17 protein-coding genes are annotated in these 19109 nt (G+C 74.9%); 10 read left to right on the forward strand and 7 right to left on the reverse strand.

The genetic code is table 11. From position 1 onward, the window contains the following. Window positions 1-114: 114 nt before the first annotated feature. Genes ACI8AK_RS05655 through ACI8AK_RS05670 form a run of 4 tightly spaced genes read right to left on the reverse strand, consistent with a single transcriptional unit; the run spans window position 115 to window position 4032 of the window. A complete protein-coding gene (locus tag ACI8AK_RS05655; protein WP_456955420.1) occupies window positions 115-735 on the reverse strand; it encodes a LutC/YkgG family protein in 621 nt (206 codons plus the stop codon). Continuing rightward, on the reverse strand, window positions 732-2240 hold the full coding sequence (locus ACI8AK_RS05660) for a LutB/LldF family L-lactate oxidation iron-sulfur protein (protein ID WP_456955422.1): 1509 nt from the start codon (window positions 2238-2240) through the stop codon (window positions 732-734). The genes ACI8AK_RS05655 and ACI8AK_RS05660 overlap by 4 nt, the downstream gene beginning before the upstream one ends. Beyond that, a complete protein-coding gene (locus ACI8AK_RS05665) occupies window positions 2237-3010 on the reverse strand; it encodes a (Fe-S)-binding protein (protein ID WP_387985081.1) in 774 nt (257 codons plus the stop codon). Before ACI8AK_RS05665 ends, ACI8AK_RS05660 begins: the two co-directional genes overlap by 4 nt. Continuing rightward, complete coding sequence (locus tag ACI8AK_RS05670; protein WP_456902009.1) at window positions 3007-4032, reverse strand: LacI family DNA-binding transcriptional regulator; 1026 nt, start codon at window positions 4030-4032, stop codon at window positions 3007-3009. The genes ACI8AK_RS05665 and ACI8AK_RS05670 overlap by 4 nt, the downstream gene beginning before the upstream one ends. A 252-nt stretch (window positions 4033-4284) precedes the next feature. On the opposite strand from ACI8AK_RS05670, the gene ACI8AK_RS05675 reads away from it, so the two are divergent. The 10 genes from ACI8AK_RS05675 to ACI8AK_RS05720 all read left to right on the forward strand — a co-directional run bounded on the left by ACI8AK_RS05675 (window position 4285) and on the right by ACI8AK_RS05720 (window position 15821). Next, window positions 4285-5790, forward strand: coding sequence for a sugar ABC transporter ATP-binding protein (locus tag ACI8AK_RS05675; RefSeq protein WP_387985076.1), 1506 nt, complete (start codon window positions 4285-4287; stop codon window positions 5788-5790). Next, window positions 5787-6866, forward strand: coding sequence for an ABC transporter permease (locus ACI8AK_RS05680; protein WP_456951182.1), 1080 nt, complete (start codon window positions 5787-5789; stop codon window positions 6864-6866). The genes ACI8AK_RS05675 and ACI8AK_RS05680 overlap by 4 nt, the downstream gene beginning before the upstream one ends. Further along, window positions 6856-7869, forward strand: coding sequence for an ABC transporter permease (locus tag ACI8AK_RS05685; protein WP_456955424.1), 1014 nt, complete (start codon window positions 6856-6858; stop codon window positions 7867-7869). The genes ACI8AK_RS05680 and ACI8AK_RS05685 overlap by 11 nt, the downstream gene beginning before the upstream one ends. Window positions 7870-7942: 73 nt before the next feature. Continuing rightward, window positions 7943-9031 (forward strand): rhamnose ABC transporter substrate-binding protein, encoded by a 1089-nt coding sequence (gene rhaS, locus ACI8AK_RS05690; protein ID WP_456951180.1) that lies wholly within the window; start codon window positions 7943-7945, stop codon window positions 9029-9031. 68 nt (window positions 9032-9099) lie between these two features. After that, window positions 9100-9474 carry an L-rhamnose mutarotase gene (locus tag ACI8AK_RS05695; RefSeq protein WP_387985065.1) on the forward strand — a complete coding sequence of 125 codons (375 nt, stop codon included), beginning with the start codon at window positions 9100-9102 and terminating at the stop codon, window positions 9472-9474. Continuing rightward, window positions 9471-10655, forward strand: a complete 1185-nt coding sequence (gene rhaI, locus ACI8AK_RS05700) for an L-rhamnose isomerase (protein WP_456955426.1) — start codon at window positions 9471-9473, stop codon at window positions 10653-10655. Before ACI8AK_RS05695 ends, rhaI begins: the two co-directional genes overlap by 4 nt. Window positions 10656-10747: 92 nt before the next feature. After that, a complete protein-coding gene (locus ACI8AK_RS05705; RefSeq protein WP_387985059.1) occupies window positions 10748-12784 on the forward strand; it encodes a bifunctional aldolase/short-chain dehydrogenase in 2037 nt (678 codons plus the stop codon). Then, window positions 12781-14247: a rhamnulokinase gene (locus ACI8AK_RS05710; protein ID WP_456955428.1), complete on the forward strand. Its 1467-nt coding sequence runs from the start codon at window positions 12781-12783 to the stop codon at window positions 14245-14247. The genes ACI8AK_RS05705 and ACI8AK_RS05710 overlap by 4 nt, the downstream gene beginning before the upstream one ends. A gap of 81 nt (window positions 14248-14328) precedes the next feature. Then, on the forward strand, window positions 14329-14499 hold the full coding sequence (locus ACI8AK_RS05715; RefSeq protein ID WP_387985054.1) for a hypothetical protein: 171 nt from the start codon (window positions 14329-14331) through the stop codon (window positions 14497-14499). Between the two features lie 137 nt (window positions 14500-14636). Next, window positions 14637-15821, forward strand: a complete 1185-nt coding sequence (locus ACI8AK_RS05720; protein WP_456955429.1) for a hypothetical protein — start codon at window positions 14637-14639, stop codon at window positions 15819-15821. A gap of 6 nt (window positions 15822-15827) precedes the next feature. Here the strand turns inward: ACI8AK_RS05720 and ACI8AK_RS05725 are convergent, their stop codons facing one another. From ACI8AK_RS05725 to ACI8AK_RS05735, 3 genes are read right to left on the reverse strand one after another with little or no spacing between them, the layout of a single operon-like run. After that, complete coding sequence (locus tag ACI8AK_RS05725; protein ID WP_456955431.1) at window positions 15828-17078, reverse strand: DUF3500 domain-containing protein; 1251 nt, start codon at window positions 17076-17078, stop codon at window positions 15828-15830. Further along, window positions 17068-17931 (reverse strand): fumarylacetoacetate hydrolase family protein, encoded by an 864-nt coding sequence (locus tag ACI8AK_RS05730; protein WP_456955433.1) that lies wholly within the window; start codon window positions 17929-17931, stop codon window positions 17068-17070. Before ACI8AK_RS05730 ends, ACI8AK_RS05725 begins: the two co-directional genes overlap by 11 nt. Beyond that, the gene (locus ACI8AK_RS05735; protein ID WP_456955435.1) at window positions 17931-19106 is read right to left on the reverse strand and encodes a glycoside hydrolase family 1 protein; all 1176 of its coding nucleotides are present in this window, start codon (window positions 19104-19106) and stop codon (window positions 17931-17933) included. Before ACI8AK_RS05735 ends, ACI8AK_RS05730 begins: the two co-directional genes overlap by 1 nt. Window positions 19107-19109: the final 3 nt, after the last annotated feature.

Genomic DNA, 19109 nt, shown 5'->3' on the forward strand with positions numbered 1-19109 from the left:
GGCCGGGGAGGTGGTCGAGGGACGGCGCACCGTCGGAGGATGACCGCTGGTCCTCCGCGCAGCAAGGCGGTGCCACACCGGACCGCCCGCTCGGGGGACGTGCCAGGCGCCCGGTCAGCCGGCGAGGACGACCACGAGGGTGCGCGGGCCGTGCACGCCCTCGACCCGCTGCAGCTCGATGTCGCTGGTCGCCGACGGGCCGCTGACCATCGTCAGCGGGGCGACCGGGTCCAGCCGGGCCAGGGCGTCGGGCACGTCGGGCACCACCTGCGCGGCCTCGACCACGCAGACCAGGACGTCGGGCAGCAGGGACAGCGCCCGCCGGCCCGACAGCGGCGACCCGTCGAGCACCAGCGTCCCGGTCTCGGCGACCGCCGTCGCCACGCCGGTGAGCGTCGCGGCGAACGCGGCGAGCTCCACCGCGGGCCGGCCGTCGTCCTCGGCCGAGCCGGAGGGCCGCCAGGCGGCCGGCACCCCGGGGGCGACGACGACACCGGCCGGGTCCCAGCCGGTGCCCAGTGCCGTGTCGAGCGCGCGGACGACGGTCGCCGGGACGTCGGCCGGCGCGCACCGGAGCACCGTGGCGCGGTAGTCCTCCACCCGTTCGGCGAGCAGGTCCAGCAGCTCGGCCGCCGGCAGCTCGCGCGGCGCCGGCACCGGCGGGACGGCGACCGACGGCCGGTCGGTCCCGAGCGCCGTCCGGATCCGGCCGAGCACCTCCTCGCGCGCGCTCACCGGCCGTGCTCCTCGTTCCACTGCTGCACGAACGTCCTCCCCGGCGGGGTGGGCAGGTCGCGGGTGCGGGTCCAGGCGCTCGCCGGCGGCGGCAGCGCGGCCGGCAGCGTCGGCCTCCCCCGGGCGAACAGCCGTGCGAGCCCGGCCGCGCGCTGCGCGAGGTGCCACAGCCGCGGGTTGCTCATCACTCGCGACAGCCCGCGGAAGGCGACCGCCTCGGCGGTGGGCCGCTCCCTGTCCCTGGCGACCGCCTCGACGTGCTCGGCGCGCAGGTGCACGAGGATCGACGGGATGTCGATCGCCACCGGGCACACGTCGTAGCAGGCGCCGCACAGCGACGACGCGTACGGCAGCGAGGCGTTGTCCTCGACGCCGGTCAGCTGCGGGGACAGCACCGCGCCGATCGGGCCGGGGTACACCGAGCCGTAGGCGTGCCCGCCGGTGCGCTCGTACACCGGGCACACGTTCAGGCAGGCCGAGCAGCGGATGCAGTGCAGCGCCTCGCGGCCCACCTCGTCGGCGAGCACCGCCGTCCGGCCGTTGTCGAGCAGGACGAGGTGGAACTCCTGCGGCCCGTCGCCGGGGGTCACGCCGGCCCACAGCGAGGTGTAGGGGTTCATCCGCTCGCCGGTGGAGGAGCGGGGGAGCAGCTGCAGGAAGACGCCGAGGTCCTCCCACCGCGGCACGACCTTCTCGATGCCCATGACGGTGATCAGCGTCTGCGGGAGGGTCAGGCACATCCGGCCGTTGCCCTCGCTCTCGACGACGGCGAGCGTGCCGGTCTCCGCGACGGCGAAGTTGGCCCCGCTGACGGCGACCCGGGCGCGCAGGAACCGCTCGCGCAGGTGGGCGCGGGCGGCCATCGCCAGCTGCCGCGGCTCGTCGGTCAGGCCGGGGTCGACGCCGGGGATGGTGCGGCTGAAGATCTCGCGGATCTCCGAGCGGTTCTTGTGGATCGCCGGCACGAGGATGTGCGACGGCGTGTCCTCGCCCAGCTGGACGATCAGCTCGGCCAGGTCGGTCTCGACCGCGCTGATCCCCGCGGTCTCCAGCGCCTCGTTGAGGCCGATCTCCTGGGTGGCCATCGACTTGACCTTGACCACCTCGTCGCTGCCGGTGGCCCGCACCAGGTCGGTGACGATGCGGTTGGCCTCGGCGGCGTCGCGGGCCCAGTGCACCGTGCCGCCGCGCGCGGTCACCTGCCGCTCGAGCTCCTCGAGGTGCTCGTCGAGCCGGGCCATGGTGGCGGCCTTGAGCGCCCTGCCGGCCTGGCGCAGCTGCTCCCAGTGCGGCACCTCCGAGACGACGGCGGCGCGCTTGCCGCGGATCGTCGTCGTGGCCCGGCCGAGGTTGGCGCGCAGCTGCCCGTCGCGCAGGGCCGTGCGGGCGGCGTCGGGGAACGGCTGCGTGCCGCGCAGGTGGCCGACGCCGCGAGGGGCGGTCGGCAGGCCGAGGAACGTCGTCCCGGATCGGGGGGCGCCCGGGGCGAGCGGCGTCGCGCTCACGCCGGGACCGCGGGGGCGGTGGTCTGGTCGGGGCTCACGTTCTCCTCCGTCGAGGCGAGGATCTCGGCCAGGTGCACCGTCCGGGTGCCCGAGCGCAGCCGGGACAGCCCGCCGCCGATGTGCATCAGGCAGGAGGCGTCGCCGGCGGTGCACACCTCGGCGTGCGTGGACAGCACGTTCGCCATCTTGTCGGTGAGCATCGCCGTCGAGGTGTCGGCGTTCTTCACCGCGAAGGTGCCGCCGAACCCGCAGCAGGACTCCGCGCCGGGCAGCTCCACCAGCTCCAGCCCGCGGACGGCGCGCAGCAGCCGCAGCGGCCGGTCGCCCACCCGCAGCAGGCGCAGCGAGTGGCAGGTCGGGTGGTAGGTGACGCGGTGCGGGTAGTAGGCGCCGACGTCGGTCACGCCGAGCACGTCGACGAGGAACTGCGACAGCTCGTGGGTGCGCGCGGCCAGGGCCTCCGCCTCGGCGGCCAGCCCCTCCTCGCCCGCGCGGCGGGCGACGGCGGCCTGCTGGTGGTGGATCGAGGCCACGCACGACCCCGACGGCGCCACGACCGCCTCCGCCCCGGCGAACGCCCGCACGTGGTTGGCCACGATCGGCACCGCCTCGCGCCGGTAGCCGGTGTTGACGTGCATCTGCCCGCAGCAGGCCTGCGTCGGCGGCACGACCACCTCGTGGCCCAGCCGCTCCAGCAGCCGCGCGGTGGCCAGGGCGACCTGCGGCACCACCGTGTCCACCAGGCAGGTGGCGAACAGCGCGACCCTCACGGGGTCCCCTCTCTGTCGCGGAAGACCATGCTCGACTCGCGGACCACGAGCGTCGGCTCGAAGACCTCCTGCACGTGCACGTGCCCCTCGCCGCGCGCCTCGTCCAGCAGCAGCTCGGCGGCCCGCGACCCCAGCGCCGCCCGCGGCTTGCGCACCGAGGTCAGCGGGACCGCGGCGGCCGCGGCGAAGTCGATGTCGTCGTAGCCGACGATCGCGAAGTCGTCGGGCACCCGCACGCCCTGGCGGACCATCTCCTGCAGCACGCCGAGGGCCAGCAGGTCGTTGGCGCACACGGCGGCGGTGGGCCGGCGGGCGGCGGGCAGCCCGACGATGCGGGCGGCGGCCTCGCGGCCGCCGTCGACGGTGAGGTGCTCGGGGGAGAGGACCAGCAGCGCGTCGTCGTCCCCGGTGGCCTCCCGGACGGCGGCCACGACGCCGGCGTGCCGCTCCTGCACCTGCGGCAGCCCGGAGGCACCGCCGATGAAGGCGATCCGCCGGTGCCCGCGCTCGAGCAGGTGCTCGGCGGCCAGCCGGCCCCCGAGGACGTCGTCGACGGCGACCGCGCACTGGTCGGGGCCGGGCGCGCGCCGGTCGACCAGCACCACCGGCACCCCGCGGCGGCGCAGCGAGTCCAGGTGCGGCGACAGCTCCGCGGTCGGGGTGATGAGGACGCCCTGCACCCGCTGCTCGGCGAGCACGTCGAGGTGGGCGGCCTCCTTCTCCGGGCGGTCGTCGGAGTTGCACAGGATCACAGCGAGGCCGGCCGGGTCGACGACGTCGTCCACGCCGCGCGCGACGTCGGTGAAGAACGGGTTGGCGATGTCGAGGACGACCAGGCCGATGGTCCGGCTGTGCCCGGCGCGCAGGTGGCGGGCCGACTCGTTGCGGACGAAGCCGAGCGCGGCGATCGCGTCGAGCACCCGCTCGCGGGTCGGCCCGCTCACCACCTCGGGGCGGTTGAGCACGTTGCTCACCGTCCCGACCGAGACGCCGGCCTGCTCGGCGACGTCGCGGATGCTCACCGGCACGGCGTCTCCTCAGGGGGTCGGGGTGGGTGACGGGGGACACCGTCCGGCAGCGATGGTCGCCCGTGTACTGAAACGTGTCAAACACCGGTCGCGGGCCGGACACGCGGTGTTGACACGTCTCGAAACGCCTCCCTATGGTCTGCGCCACAGCACGCCTGAATCGTTTCACAAACGGAGGTGGTCGTCGTGGACCACGCCTCGGCGCCACCCGCGCCGCCGGCGGCCGGTCGGGCACAGGACGGCACCGTGGTCCTGGCCCTCGAGGACGTGGGCAAGAGCTTCGGCGCGGTCGCGGCGCTGCGCGGCGCGCAGCTGGAGCTGCGCGCGGGGGAGGCCCATGCGCTCGTCGGCGAGAACGGTGCCGGCAAGTCGACGCTGGTCAAGATCCTCGCCGGCGTGCACGGCCCGGACACCGGCCGCGTGCTGCTCGACGGGCGGCCGGTGACCCTCGCCGACCCCGCCGCCGCGCGGGCCGCCGGCATCGCGGTCATCTACCAGGAGCCCACGCTGTTCCCCGACCTGTCGGTCGCGGAGAACATCTTCATGGGCCGCCAGCCGCTGCTGTCGGGCCGGCGCATCGACCGCCGCGAGCTCGGCCGCCGCTGCCGGGCGCTGTTCGACCGCCTCGGCGTCGCGCTCGACCCCGACCGCCCGGCGCGCGGCCTGTCCATCGCCGACCAGCAGATGGTCGAGATCGCCAAGGCGCTGTCGTTCGACGCGCGGGTGCTCGTCATGGACGAGCCCACCGCCGCGCTGTCCGGCGTCGAGGTCGAGCGGCTGTTCGCCGTCGCCCGGTCGCTGCGCGACTCCGGCGCCGCGGTGCTGTTCATCTCCCACCGGTTCGACGAGGTGTTCGACCTCTGCGACCGGATCACCGTCATGCGCGACGGGCAGTGGGTCTCCACCGACCCCACCCGCGACCTCACCGTCGACCAGGTGGTCCGCCGGATGGTCGGCCGCGAGGTCTCCTCGCTGTTCCCGAAGGTCGACGTCGAGCCCGGCGACGTCGTGCTCGAGGTGCGCGGCCTGACCACCCGCGGCGTGTTCTCCGACGTCTCCTTCGACGTGCGGGCGGGCGAGATCGTCGCGCTGGCCGGCCTGGTCGGCGCCGGCCGCAGCGAGATCGTGCGCGCGGTCTTCGGCGTCGACACCTACGACGCCGGCTCGGTCCGGGTCTCCGGCAAGGCGCTGAGGAAGGGCGACCCGGCCGCGGCCATGGCCGCCGGCATCGCGCTCGTCCCCGAGGACCGCCGCCAGCAGGGCCTGGTCATGGAGCTGTCGGTGGAGAGGAACGCCACCCTCACCCGGCGCTGGAAGCTGGCGAGGGCGGGCCTGCTCAGCTCCCGCGCCGAGCGCGCCCAGGCCGCCGAGTGGTCCGAGCGCCTGCAGGTCAAGGCCGGGAAGCTGTCCGACCCGGTGTCGACGCTGTCGGGCGGCAACCAGCAGAAGGTCGTCCTCGCCAAGTGGCTGTCGACCGAGCCGCGCGTGCTGATCGTCGACGAGCCCACCCGCGGCATCGACGTCGGCACCAAGTCCGAGGTGCACCGGCTGCTGTCGGAGCTGGCCGCCGAGGGGCTGGCCGTCGTCATGGTGTCCAGCGAACTGCCGGAGGTGCTCGGCATGGCCGACCGCGTCCTCGTCGTCTCCGAGGGCCGCCTCGTCGACGACATCCCCCGCGCCCGCGCCGACGAGGACAGCGTCATGCTGGCCGCGACCGGCCAGGGCTCCTCGACCGCGGGGGCCGCCCGGTGAGCGCGCCCCTGACGAGGACCCCCGCGGCGCTGCCGGAGGAGCTGGCCGCGCCCGAGCGCACCGGCCGCCGCGGGTCGGCGCTGGTCCACCGGCTGTTCGTGGTGCGCGAGCTCGGCATCCTCGCCGCGCTCGTGCTGCTCGTCGTCGTGACGGTGATCGCCAACCCGCGGTTCCTGTCGGGGCAGAACGTCCGCGACCTGCTGCTGTCCGCGGCGATCCTCACCGTCCTGGCCGCCGGCCAGACGATGGTGGTCATCACGCGCAACGTCGACCTGTCGGTCGGCTCGGTGCTCGGCCTGTCGGCCTACGCCACCGGCACGCTGCTGGTGGTCGCCCCCGGCACGCCGGTGGTGGTCGCGATCCTGGCCGGCACGGCCGTCGGCGCGGTCTGCGGCCTGCTCAACGGCCTGATCGTCGCGGCCGCCGGGGTGCCCTCCCTGGTGGTCACCCTCGGCACGCTCTACGCCTTCCGCGGGCTGGACTCGCTGTGGGCCTCCAGCGCCGACCGGTTGCAGATCAACGCCGCCGACCTGCCCGCCGGCTTCAAGTCCCTGGGCGGCGCCCGGCTGCTGGGCGTCCCGGTGCTGTTCCTCATCGCCGTCGCCGTCGTCCTGCTCGTCGGCTACTACCTGCGGACCTTCCGCAGCGGCCGCGAGCTCTACGGCATCGGCTCGGCGCCCGAGGCCGCGCGGCTGTCGGGCATCCCGGTCGGCCGGCGGGTGCTCACCGCCTTCGTCGTCAACGGGGCCCTCGCCGGGCTCGCCGGCGTCCTCTACGCCGCGCGGTTCCAGACGCTGGACACCACCGCCGGCACCGGCCAGGAGCTGTTCGTCGTCGCCGCCGCGGTCGTCGGCGGGGTCGCCATCTTCGGCGGCAGCGGCTCGGTCTACGGCGCCGCGCTCGGCGCGCTGCTGCTCACCACGATCGGCACCGCGCTCCCGCAGCTGGGCCTGGACCCGTTCTGGCGGGACGCCGCCGTCGGCGCGCTGATCCTCGCCGCCATCGCACTGGACCGGGCGCTGCAGCTGCGCCTGGCCGCCCGCCTCCGGGGGAGGAACGCCCGCCGTGACCGTTGAGACCGCCCCCGCCCCGGCCGCGCCGGCCGCCGCGCCGGCCCGCCGCGGGCCGACCCTGCCCAGCGGCAGCGTCATCACCACGTTCCTCGTGCTGTTCCTCGTGATCGCCGCGTTCTCGGTCGAGGGCTTCGCCAGCACCCGCAACGCCGGCTTCCTGCTGCTCGACGTCGTCGTCATCGCGCTCATCGCGCTGCCGCTGACGCTGGTCGTGGTCACCGGCGAGATCGACCTGTCGGTGGCCAGCACCGTCGGCCTGTCCAGCGCGGTCATGGGCCAGCTGTGGGTGGCCGGGCTGCCGCTGGAGGCGATCATCCCGCTGGTCCTCGTGCTGGGCGCGGTGCTCGGCGCGGTCAACGGGTTCCTCGTGACCAGGCTGGGGCTGCCCTCGCTGGCGGTCACCATCGGCACGCTGGCGCTCTACCGCGGGCTCGCGTTCGTCGTCCTGGGCGACCAGGCCGTGGCCGACTTCCCGCGTGCCTGGACGACGTGGGCGATCAGCTCGATCGGCTCGACCGGCATCCCCACCGTCGTGCTCCCGCTGCTGGTGCTGGTCGCGGTCACCGCGGTCCTCCTGCACGCCACCCCGGTCGGCCGCTCGCTGTACGCCATGGGCAACAGCGAGGACGCCGCCCGCTTCAGCGGCATCGACGTCGCCCGCACCAAGCTGTGGCTGTTCGTCGCCACCGGCGTGGTCAGCGCGCTCGGCGGCGTCTACTGGACCCTCCGCTACGGCAGCGCCCGCGCCGACAACGCCACGGGCCTGGAGCTGCAGGTCATCGCGGCGATCCTGCTCGGCGGCGTCTCCATCTTCGGCGGCAGCGGCGGCCTGCTCGGCGTCATGGCCGGCGCCCTGCTGCTCGCCTCGGTCCGCAACGCGCTGCAGCTGGTCAACGTGCCCTCGGACGTCCTGAACATCGTCACCGGCGTCCTGCTGATCACCGCCGTCGTCGCGCCGCAGGTCGCCGCCCGGGTCAAGGGCCGGCGACGCCGGGCCCCCGCCTGACCCGCCCCCGCTCCCCACCCACAGCCGCACCACCGCACCACCAGACCCCACCCACCCGAAGAGAGGGACCCCGATGTCGCTGTTCCTGACCAGCCGCCGCCTGCGCGGTGGCCTGACCGGCGTGGCGGTGGCCGCCGTCGTGCTCACCACCGCCGCCTGCGGCGGGACCACCCGCGGCGAGGACGAGGGGAGCAGCGGCGGCAACGACGCCGCCGGCGCCTCCGCGAACCCCGACGCCGAGATCCCCGCGGACCTCGCGATCGCCTTCCTGCCCAAGCAGCTGAACAACCCCTACTTCGACGTCGCCGCCACCGGCGCCGAGCGCGCCGTCGGGGAGGTCGAGGGCGAGTTCAGCCAGGTCGGCCCGTCGGAGGCCAGCGCCTCCTCGCAGGTCAGCTACATCAACACGCTGACCCAGCAGGGCGCCGACGTCATCCTCACCTCGGCCAACGACCCGAACGCCATCTGCAGCGCCCTGGACCAGGCCCGCAGCGGCGGCGCCAGCGTCGTCACGTTCGACTCGGACACGAACCCCGAGTGCCGCGACCTGTTCATCAACCAGGCCACGGCCGAGGGCATCGCGCAGACGCAGATCGACCTCATGGCCGAGCAGATCGGCGGCGCCGGCCAGGTGGCGATCCTGTCGGCGACGGCGAACGCCACGAACCAGAACACCTGGATCGAGCTCATGACCGAGTACGCCGCCCAGGAGTACCCGGACATGGAGATCGTGACGACGGTCTACGGCGACGACGAGGACGAGAAGTCCTTCCAGGAGACCCAGGGTCTGCTGCAGACCTACCCGGACCTCAAGGGCATCATCTCGCCGACCACCGTGGGCATCTCCGCCGCGGCGCGCTACCTGTCCGGCTCGGAGTACAAGGGCCGGGTCGCGCTGACGGGCCTGGGCACCCCGAACCAGATGCGCGAGTTCGTGCAGGACGGCACGGTGACCGCCTTCGCCCTGTGGAACCCCGAGGACCTGGGCTACCTGGCCGCCCACGCCGGCGCCGCGCTGGCCGCCGGCCGGATCACCGGCGAGGAGGGCGAGACCTTCGAGGCCGGTGACCTGGGCGAGTACGAGGTCGGCGCCGACGGCGTCGTCGTGCTCGGCGAGCCCACCGTGTTCAACGCCGACAACATCGACGACTTCGACTTCTGAGTCGTCGCGCCCGGTCCCGCCGCCGGCTCCCCGGCGGCGGGACCGGGACCCCCCGCAAGGAGACGCCCGTGCCCCGCGCCTGCTTCACCCTCCAGGTCCGCCCGGACCGGCTCGCCGAGTACCGCGAGCGGCACGCCGCCGTCTGGCCGGAGATGCTGCGCGCCCTGCGCGACGCCGGCTGGCGCGACTACCGGCTCTACCTGCGCGAGGACGGCCTGCTCGTCGGGATCGTGGAGACCGACGACGGTGTCGGCGGCTTGGCCGCCGCGCAGGCCGCCGTGGACGCCACCGAGGTGAGCGCCCGGTGGGAGGCCTCGATGGCTCCCTTCTTCGTGACCGGCGACGGCTCCGGCAAGGCCGAGCTGCCGCTCGTCTTCGACCTCGACGCCCAGCTGACGGCGCTCGGGGAGACCACCACCGCACCGACGGGAGACCCCTCGTGACCGACCTCGGCACCTCTGACCGCAGGGCCGCCGCGCTCGCCGCGCTGGCCGAGCAGACCATCGAGCTGCCCTCGTGGGCGTTCGGCAACTCCGGCACCCGCTTCAAGGTCTTCGGCCAGCCGGGCGTCGCCCGCGACCCGTTCGAGAAGATCGAGGACGCAGCGGTGGTGCACCGCCACACCGGCGCCGCGCCGCGGGTGTCGCTGCACATCCCGTGGGACCTCGTCGACGACTTCTCCAAGCTCGCCGCGCACGCCGCCGACCTCGGCGTCTCGATCGGCGCGATCAACTCCAACCTGTTCCAGGACGACGACTACCGGCTCGGGTCGCTGACCCACCCGGACAAGGCGGTCCGGGACAAGGCGATCGCCCACCACGCGCAGTGCGTCGACGTCATGCGCGCCACCGGGTCGGCCGACCTCAAGCTGTGGCTGCCCGACGGCACGAACTACGCCGGCCAGGACGACCTGCGCGGCCGCCAGGACCGGCTGGCCGACTCGCTCCAGCAGATCTACGCGCTGCTCGACCCGGGCCACCGGCTGCTGCTCGAGTACAAGTTCTACGAGCCCTACTTCTACGCGATGGACATCCCCGACTGGGGCACCTCGCTGCTGCACTGCCTGGCCCTGGGCGACCGGGCCACCGTCGTGCTCGACACCGGCCACCACGCGCCGGGCACCAACATCGAGTTCATCGTCATGCAGCTGCTGCGGGTCGGCCGGCTCGGCGCGTTCGACTTCAACTCCCGGTACTACGGCGACGACGACCTGATCGTCGGCTCGGCCGACCCGTTCCAGCTGTTCCGGATCATGAACGAGATCGTGGCCGCGGACGCGCTGCGCCCGGAGTCGCAGGTCAACTTCATGCTCGACCAGTGCCACAACATCGAGCCGAAGATCCCCGGCCAGATCCGCTCGGTGATGAACGTGCAGGAGGCCACGGCCAAGGCGCTGCTGGTCGACCGCGAGGCGCTGGCCGCCGCGCAGTCCTCCGGTGACGTGCTGGCCGCGCACGGCGCGCTGACCGACGCCTTCTCCACCGACGTCCGCCCGCTGCTGGCGGAGCTGCGCGAGTCGAAGGGCCTCGCCGCCGACCCGTACGCCGCCTACGCCCGCTCCGGCCACCAGGAGCGCATCGCCCGCGAGCGCATCGGCGGCACCCAGGCCTCCTGGGGCGCCTGAGCTCTTCGCCTTTCGCGCGCGAAAGGCACTCCCTCCCATCGCCTTTCGCGCGCGAAAGGCGGTCCCCGGACTCCCGGAAGGAAGCACCCCTCGTGACCAACCCCGTCGTCCGTGAGCTGCTCGAGCGCAGCAACCGGCTGGGCTCCGACCCGCGCAACACCAACTACGCCGGCGGCAACACCTCCGCCAAGGGCACCGAGACCGACCCGGTGACCGGTCAGCCGGTCGAGCTGCTGTGGGTCAAGGGCTCCGGCGGCGACCTCGGCACCCTGCAGGAGTCCGGCCTGGCCGTGCTGCGGCTGGACCGGCTGCGCTCGCTGGTCGACGTCTACCCCGGCGTCGACCGCGAGGACGAGATGGTCGCCGCGTTCGACTTCTGCCTGCACGGCCGCGGCGGCGCCGCCCCCTCGATCGACACCGCGATGCACGGGCTCGTCGACGCCGCGCACGTGGACCACCTGCACCCCGACTCCGGCATCGCCCTGGCGACGGCGGCCGACGGCGAGGCGCTGACCCGCGAGTGCTTCGGCGACCGCGTCGTCTGGGTGCCGTGGCGCCGTCCCGGCTTCCAGCTCGGCCTGGACATCGCCGCGATCAAGGAGAAGAACCCGCAGGCGATCGGCTGCGTCCTCGGCGGCCACGGCATCACCGCGTGGGGCGCCACCGCCGCGGAGGCCGAGGCCAACTCCCTCGACGTCATCCGGACCGCCGAGCGCTTCCTCGCCGAGCGCGGGGAGGCCGAGCCGTTCGGCGCCGTCGTCCCCGGCTTCGAGGCGCTGCCCGAGGACGAGCGCCGGGCGAGGGCGGCCGCGCTGGCGCCGGTCATCCGCGGGCTCGCGAGCACCGACCGGCCCCAGGTCGGCCACTTCACCGACTCCGACGTCGTCCTGGACTTCCTGTCGCGGGAGAAGCTGCAGCCCCTCGCCGCGCTGGGCACCTCCTGCCCGGACCACTTCCTGCGCACCAAGGTGCGGCCGATGGTCGTCGACCTGCCGGCCACCGCGACCACCGACGAGGTGGTGCGGCGGCTGAAGGAGCTCCACGAGGAGTACCGCACCGAGTACGCGGCCTACTACGAGCGGCACGCGACGCCCGACTCGCCGGCGATGCGCGGCGCCGACCCGGCGATCGTGCTGGTGCCCGGCGTGGGCATGTTCAGCTTCGGCGCCAACAAGCAGACCGCGCGGGTGGCCGGCGAGTTCTACGTCAACGCCATCAACGTCATGCGCGGCGCCGAGGCGGTCTCCACCTACGCGCCGATCGACGAGAGCGAGAAGTTCCGCATCGAGTACTGGGCGCTGGAGGAGGCCAAGCTCCAGCGGATGCCGAAGCCCAAGCCGCTGGCCACCCGGGTCGCGCTGGTCACCGGCGCGGCGAGCGGCATCGGCAAGGCCATCGCCGAGCGGCTCGCCGCCGAGGGCGCCTGCGTCGTCGTCGCCGACCTGGACCTGCAGAAGGCCACCGACGCCGCGGCCGGGATCGGCGGCCCCGACGTCGCGATCGGCGTGGCCGCCGACGTGTCCGACGCCGAGGCCGTGGCCGCCGCGTTCCGCGAGGCGGTGCTCGCCTTCGGCGGCGTGGACCTCGTGGTCAACAACGCCGGCCTGTCGATCTCCAAGCCGCTGCTGGAGACCACCGAGCGGGACTGGGACCTGCAGCACGACGTCATGGCCAAGGGCAGCTTCCTCGTCTCCCGCGAGGCGGCCCGGATCATGATCGAGCAGGGGATGGGCGGCGACGTCGTCTACATCTCCTCGAAGAACTCCGTGTTCGCCGGCCCGAGCAACATCGCCTACTCCTCGACCAAGGCCGACCAGGCCCACCAGGTCCGGCTGCTGGCCGCCGAGCTCGGCGAGCACCAGATCCGGGTCAACGGCATCAACCCCGACGGCGTCGTCCGCGGGTCGGGCATCTTCGCCGGCGGCTGGGGCGCCAAGCGCGCCGCGGTCTACGGGGTGCCGGAGGAGGAGCTCGGGCAGTTCTACGCCCAGCGCACGCTGCTCAAGCGCGAGGTGCTGCCCGAGCACGTCGCCGACGCCGTCTTCGCCCTCACCGGCGGGGAGCTCACCCGGACCACCGGCCTGCACGTCCCGGTCGACTCCGGGGTCGCCGCGGCCTTCCTCCGGTGACCCGCGAGCTGTCCCTCGCGGCCGTCGACCTGGGCGCCTCCAGCGGCCGGGTCATGGCCGCGAGGGTCGGCCCGGGGCGGCTGGACCTCACCGAGCTGCACCGGTTCCCCAACCGGCCGGTGCGCACGGCGGCCACGCTGCACTGGGACGTCCTGGGCCTCTACGCCGGCGTGCTCGACGGGCTGCGCGCGGCCGGCCGCGAGGCCGACGGGCTCGACGGCATCGGCATCGACAGCTGGGCGGTCGACGTCGGCCTGCTCGACGCCGACGGCGCGCTGCTGGGCAACCCGGTGCACTACCGCGACGCCCGGCACGAGACCGCGGTGCCGGTGGTGCACGCCGTCGTCCCGCCCGACGAGCTGTACCGGGTCAACGGGCTGCAGCACCTGCCGTTCAACACGGTGTTCCAGCTCGCCGCGATGCGCGGGACGGCGCGGTTCGCCGCCGCCCGGCAGGCGCTGCTCGTCCCGGACCTGCTCGCGTACTGGCTGACCGGCGCGCGGGTCGCGGAGGTCACCAACGCCTCCACGACCGGACTGCTCGACGCGACGACGCGGCAGTGGGCGACCGGCCTGCTCGACCGGCTCGAGCTGCCGCGCGACCTGCTCGCGGACCTCGTGCAGCCCGGCGACGAGATCGGCCGGCTCACCGCGGAGGTCCGCGCCGAGACCGGGCTGGGCGAGGTGCCGGTGGTCGCGGTCGGGTCGCACGACACCGCGTCGGCGGTGGCCGGGGTCCCGGCGCGCGGCGACCGGTTCGCCTACGTCTCCTGCGGCACGTGGTCGCTGGTCGGGGTGGAGCTGGAGAAGCCGGTGCTCACCGAGGCCGGCCGGACGGCGGGCTTCACCAACGAGCTCGGCGTCGACGGCACCGTGCGGTACCTGCACAACGTCATGGGGCTGTGGCTGCTGCAGGAGTCGCTGCGCACCTGGGCGGCGGCCGGGTTGCCGGCCGACCTGCCCGAGCTGCTCGCCGCGGCCGCGCGGGTGCCGGCCTTCACGGCGGTGGTCGACGTCGACGACCCGCGGTTCCTGCCGCCCGGCGACGTGCCCGCGCGCATCGCGCAGGTGTGCACCGAGACGGGGCAGACGCCGCCGCAGAGCCAGGCCGAGACGGTGCGCTGCGTCGTCGACAGCCTGGCCCTGGCCTACCGGCGCACGGTCCGGGCGGCGGTCGAGCTGTCCGGCCGCGACGTCGACGTCGTCCACCTGGTCGGCGGGGGAGCGCGCAACGCGCTGCTGTGCCAGCTCACCGCCGACGCCTGCCAGCGGCCGGTGCTCGCCGGCCCGGTGGAGGCCGCGGCGCTGGGCAACGCGCTGGTGCAGGCCCGGGCGCTCGGGGCCCTCGAGGGCGGGCTGGGGGAGATGCGCCGGCTGCTGCGCACCACGCAGGCGCTGGTGGAGTACCGGCCCTCGGGGTCCGACGCCGGCTGGGCGGCCGCCGAGGCGCGCGTCGCCCGCTGACCGCGGCGGCGGCCCTTGCCCGCGTCCCGGCCGGGCGCGGACCATCGGCCGCACGTGCACGACGGGCGTCGAGGAGGGGCCGTGACCCAGCCGGCTGAGCGTTCCGACGGCGACTACGGCTACGACATGGCCCACGGGGCCGCTGCCGGGGCGGCGCGCGCGCCGGTGCCCCCGGTGGGCGCGGAGCCGGCCGACCGGACCGGGCACGACCCCGGCGGCGACTACGGCTACGACGAGGTGCACCGCTCCTGACGTCCGGCCGGCGGTCGTGCCCTGCCCCGATGCCGTGGCGGAGCACAACCGCCGGGGGGGGGGCACCTGACCGGGTGGCGCCGGACGCCGGCGTGTCCCGCGAGTGAGTCAGGTCACCGAGCGGGTAGGGAGCGCCAATGCGCCTGCCCGACCCCGCGGACCTGTTCGACCTCCCCCGGACCCTCGTCGAGTCGGTCCGCACGCTCGGCGCCGCCCTGCCGCGCGCGGAGAACCTGCTGCCGATGGCCGACGACGTGCTCCGGAGCACCCGCACGCTGCTCGACGGGGTCGCCCCCGCGGTGGCGCGGGCGGCCGCGGTCGCGCCCGAGGTGGTCGACACGGCCACCGGCGTCGTGCAGCGGCTCGCGGGCGTCCTGACCCCCGAGCGGACGGCCGCGGTGGCCGCGCTGACCGACCGGCTGGTCGCCGTCCTCACCCCCGACCGGATCGCGGGCATGTCCCGGGTGGCGGACTCGGTCCGGGCGCGGGCGGACGTCGTGCCGCGGGCCCTCGACGCGCTCGACGGGCTGCTCTCCTCCGGGCGGCTGCAGCGCCTGGGCGCCGGGATCGACCGCCTGGCCTCCCCGGACCGGGTCGACCGGCTCGACGCGCTGCTCGAGCTCGTGACCGGCGACCGCGTCGCGAAGGCGCTGGACCTGGCCGGCGACGAGCGCATCGGCCGGCTGCTGGACCTCGCGGCCGACGAGCGCATCGGCCGGCTGCTGGACCTCCCCGCCGACGAGCGCTTCGGCCGGCTGCTCGCCCGGCTCGACCTGCTCCTCGCCGACGACCGCCTGCCGCACGTGGTCGACCGTGCCGGCGAGGTCCTCGACGACGGCCGGGTGGAGCGGGTGGCCGCCGGCCTGGACCGGGTGCTGGCCGAGGAGAACCTCGACCAGGCCGGCGAGCTGCTCGGCAACGGGCGCGGCGCCGCCGCGGTCCGGGCGCTGCTGCGCGTCGGCCGGGCGCTCACCGGCCAGGGGCCGCAGGCGGTCGCCACGCTGCTCGAGCGCCTGCCCGACCTCCTCACCGAGGAGCGCGTGGAGTCCCTCGGGGCGCTCGCCGACCGCGCGCCGGAGGACATCGACACCGCGCTCGACGTCCTCGAGGACCTCTACGCCGTCATGGCCGGCGCGGACGGGTACGACGACGAGGCGGGCGACGACGGGCAGCAGGACGACGACGGGCAGCAGGACGACGGGCCGGCTCAGGACGCCCAGCAGGCCGACCAGCAGGACGACGAGGACGAGGAGGACGAGGAGGGCGAGGAGGAGGACGAGGAGGACGAGGAGGACGAGGAGGAGGAGGAAGCGGCCGGCTGAGGCCGCTCAGCCGCCGGCGCGCTCCCGCCACTGCCGCACCCAGGCGCGGCCGTAGTCGTTGCCGTGCGGGGTGCGCAGCACCGTGTGCACGTGGAAGGGCTGCGGGGTGTCGTAGTCGAGGAAGACACCGCAGTGGTGGTCGAGCTCGGCGACGACGACCGGCGACTGCACCCGGTAGTAGAAGACGTCGCCGGGCTCGTGCCCGCCGATCCAGGAGAACCAGGTCTCGTCCAGGTGCGCCTCGACCTCGCGCAGCCGCGCGGCCCGGGGGCCGGCGGGCAGCAGCGCGACGAAGGTGGCCACGACGTCGAGCACCCGCCGCCGGGCGTCCTGGGGCAGGTCGGCGACCCGGACCCCCTCGACCGGGATGACCCGGTTGTCCTGGAACGCGCCGGCCAGGTGCCGCTCGTCGCCGGGGTGCACCCGGCCGGGCGGCATAGCCGGGTCGACCATCCGCTCGTAGACCGTGGCGGCGGCCCGCTGCTCCGGCGTCAGCGCCGCCATGACGGCCAGCCCGGCGGCGATCCGGTCGGCGAACAGGCCGGAGATCCCGGCGTGCGGGCCGTCGTCGATCTCGTCGGGCTCGGCGCCCACGAACACCGGCGAGACCACCATCCGGCCCTCGACCACCAGCACGTCGACCGCGCAGTGGTGGCCGTAGAGCTGCCAGCCCCACGGCGCGCGCAGGTCCGGGGTGCCGTAGAGGGCGAGGTTGTAGCTCCACTCGCCGAGCAGCGCGGGCAGGTCGACGACGTCGCCGAGGAAGCCGTTGACCAGCATCGCGGCGTGCACGAGGTCGGCACCCTCGGGCGACAGGGACGCGCGGACCAGCGCCAGCGCCGCCTCGCGCACCTGGGGCGGCTGGAACTCCAGCCGCAGGCCGGTGTCGAACTGCAGGAACTCCGGGTTGGCCCAGGTCTGCCACTCCGGGGCGTCGACGGCGTGCGACACCCGCTCCCGGTCCTCCGGTGACAGCAGCGACAGCAGCGCCTCCGCGGCCTCGACCATCGCCGCGACCGGCGCCTCCTCGCCGGGTCGCGCGGGCTCCCAGCGGTGCACCTCCGGACGCAGCGTGCCGTCCTCGGTGACCCCGCGGAACGGCGCCAGGTACAGCGGCGTCCAGCCCTCGACCAGCCCGCCGGTGAACGTGCCCGGCTTCCGCGCGAACTCCCCGTAGGCGTACGCGTCGAGCCCACGCACCTCGGCCAGCCGCGGGTGGTCGTGCAGGAACAGGTACTGCCGGAACTCACCGGCCACGGCCGGCCACCTCCCGGGCCTCGTTCCCGACGATGCGGTTGGTCAGGACGCCCAGCCGCTCGACCTCGACCTCGACGACGTCGCCGGGCCGCATCAGCCACGGGGGCGTGCGGGCGTAGCCGACGCCGGACGGCGTGCCGGTGGCCAGCAGGTCCCCGGGGTGCAGCGTGATGGTGCGGCTGATCAGCGCGAGGGTGTCGCCGACGGTGTAGACCATCTCGTCGGTGCGCCCGTCCTGGACGGTCTCGCCGTTGACCCGGGTCCGCACGCGCAGCCCGTCGCGCAGGTCGCCGACCTCGGCGGCGGGGACGATCGGCCCGAGCGGTCCGGACCGGTCGCCGTTCTTGCCGAGGATCCACTGCGAGGTGAGCTTCTGCGCCCGCCGCGAGGTGACGTCGTTGAACGTCGAGTAGCCGACGACGGCGGCCAGCGCCTCGTCCGGCGTGGCGTCGACCAGCGTCGACCCGACGTAGGCGACGACCTCGCCCTCCCAGTCGAGGCCGTCCTCGTCGGCGGGCACCGGGATCTCCGCCCCGCCGACGGTCAGCGACCGGGTCCAGCGGGCGAACAGCGTCGGGTGCGGCGGCACGCCCTCGCCGGCGAAGGAGCCTTCGGCGACGTGCTTGAGGTAGTTGAGCCCGATGCAGACCACGCGGGCGCCGGGCAGCACCGGCGGCACCACCTCGACGCCGGCGACCGGGACGGGGTCCCCGGCCGGCTCCGCGGCCAGGAACCGGGCCGCGTCGGCCCAGAACCCCGCCAGCGGCGCCAGCAGGGTCACCGTCGCGCCGTCGTCGGACAGCGCCGCCGCCTCGACCGGTCCGCCGGCCCGGCGGATGCCCACGACGCGCATCAGGCGAGCCCGTTCCGGCGAGCGACGTCGCCGAGCCAGGCGAGGCTCGGCTTGGGCGTGCGGGCGAAGGTCTGCCGGTCGACGGCGACCAGGCCGAAGGTCGGGCGGTAGCCGAGCATCCACTCGAAGTTGTCCAGCAGCGACCAGTGCACGTAGCCGCGCACGTCCGCGCCGCCGTCGACCGCCGCGGCCAGGGACGCGAGCGCGTCGCGGGTGAAGGCGATGCGGTCGGTGTCGTCGGCCGTGGCGATGCCGTTCTCGGTGACCAGCAGCGGCGTGCCGGGCAGCACCTCGGCGGCCCGCGCGACGGCGGCACCGAGCGCCTCCGGCCGGCGCTCCATGCCGTGGGCGAGCGTCTGCAGCTCCGGGGCGGGGGCGACCAGGCCGTCGGCGTCGAAGCGGGCGCAGGTGTACACCTGCAGGCCGACGAAGTCGTCGCCGCGGGCGGCCTCGAGGAACTGGTCCTCGAAGGCGGCGCGCTCGGCGCGCATCCGCTCCTCGCCGCCGGGCTCGGCGAGGTGCTCGCGGCCGACCAGCGTCATGCCGGCGCGGGCGACGTTCCCACGGAGCACGTCCATCGAGCGGGCGTGCAGGCCGAGCAGCGCCTCGGCGACCTCCTGGTCGGGGCGGGGCAACCCCCTGATCGGCTCGCCGCGCATCGCCATCGCGCCCATCACCGGCTGGGCGGCCACCAGGTTGGGCTCGTTGACGGTGCACACGTACTCGGCGTCGGCCAGCACCGGCAGCACGGCCTCGGTGTAGCGGGCGATCCGGTCGCCGGCCTTCGGGCCGGTCCAGCCGCCGTCGTGGGACAGCCAGCGGGGCTGGGTGAAGTGCACGAGCGTGACCACCGGCGCCAGCCCGCGGTCGCGGCAGCCGTCGACGATCCGCCGGTAGTGGTCGAGCGCGGCGCGCGAGACCTCGCCCTCCTCGGGCTCGATCCGGCTCCACTCCAGGCTGAACCGGTAGGCGGAGAGCCCGGCACCCGTGACGAGGTCGAGGTCCTCGGGCCAGCGGTGGAAGGAGTCGCACGCGTCGCCGCTGGGCTCGGCGAACGGCGAGTGCTCGGCGTGCTCCATCTCCCAGTGGTCGTTGTTCACGTTGCCGCCCTCGACCTGGTGGGCGGCGGTGGCGGCACCCCAGAGGAAGCCCTCCAGGAACTGGGCGGCGGTCATGGG

The sequence above is a fragment of the Geodermatophilus sp. SYSU D00867 genome, from assembly GCF_054050315.1.

Excerpts from the sequence above, each read along its gene's own strand:
- rhaS (WP_456951180.1), top strand. The coding sequence starts at position 7,943 with ATGTCGCTGTTCCTGACCAGCCGCCGCCTGCGCGGTGGCCTGACCGGC.
- ACI8AK_RS05720 (WP_456955429.1), top strand. The coding sequence starts at position 14,637 with ATGCGCCTGCCCGACCCCGCGGACCTGTTCGACCTCCCCCGGACCCTC.
- ACI8AK_RS05730 (WP_456955433.1), bottom strand. The coding sequence starts at position 17,931 with ATGCGCGTCGTGGGCATCCGCCGGGCCGGCGGACCGGTCGAGGCGGCG.
- ACI8AK_RS05735 (WP_456955435.1), bottom strand. The coding sequence starts at position 19,106 with ATGACCGCCGCCCAGTTCCTGGAGGGCTTCCTCTGGGGTGCCGCCACC.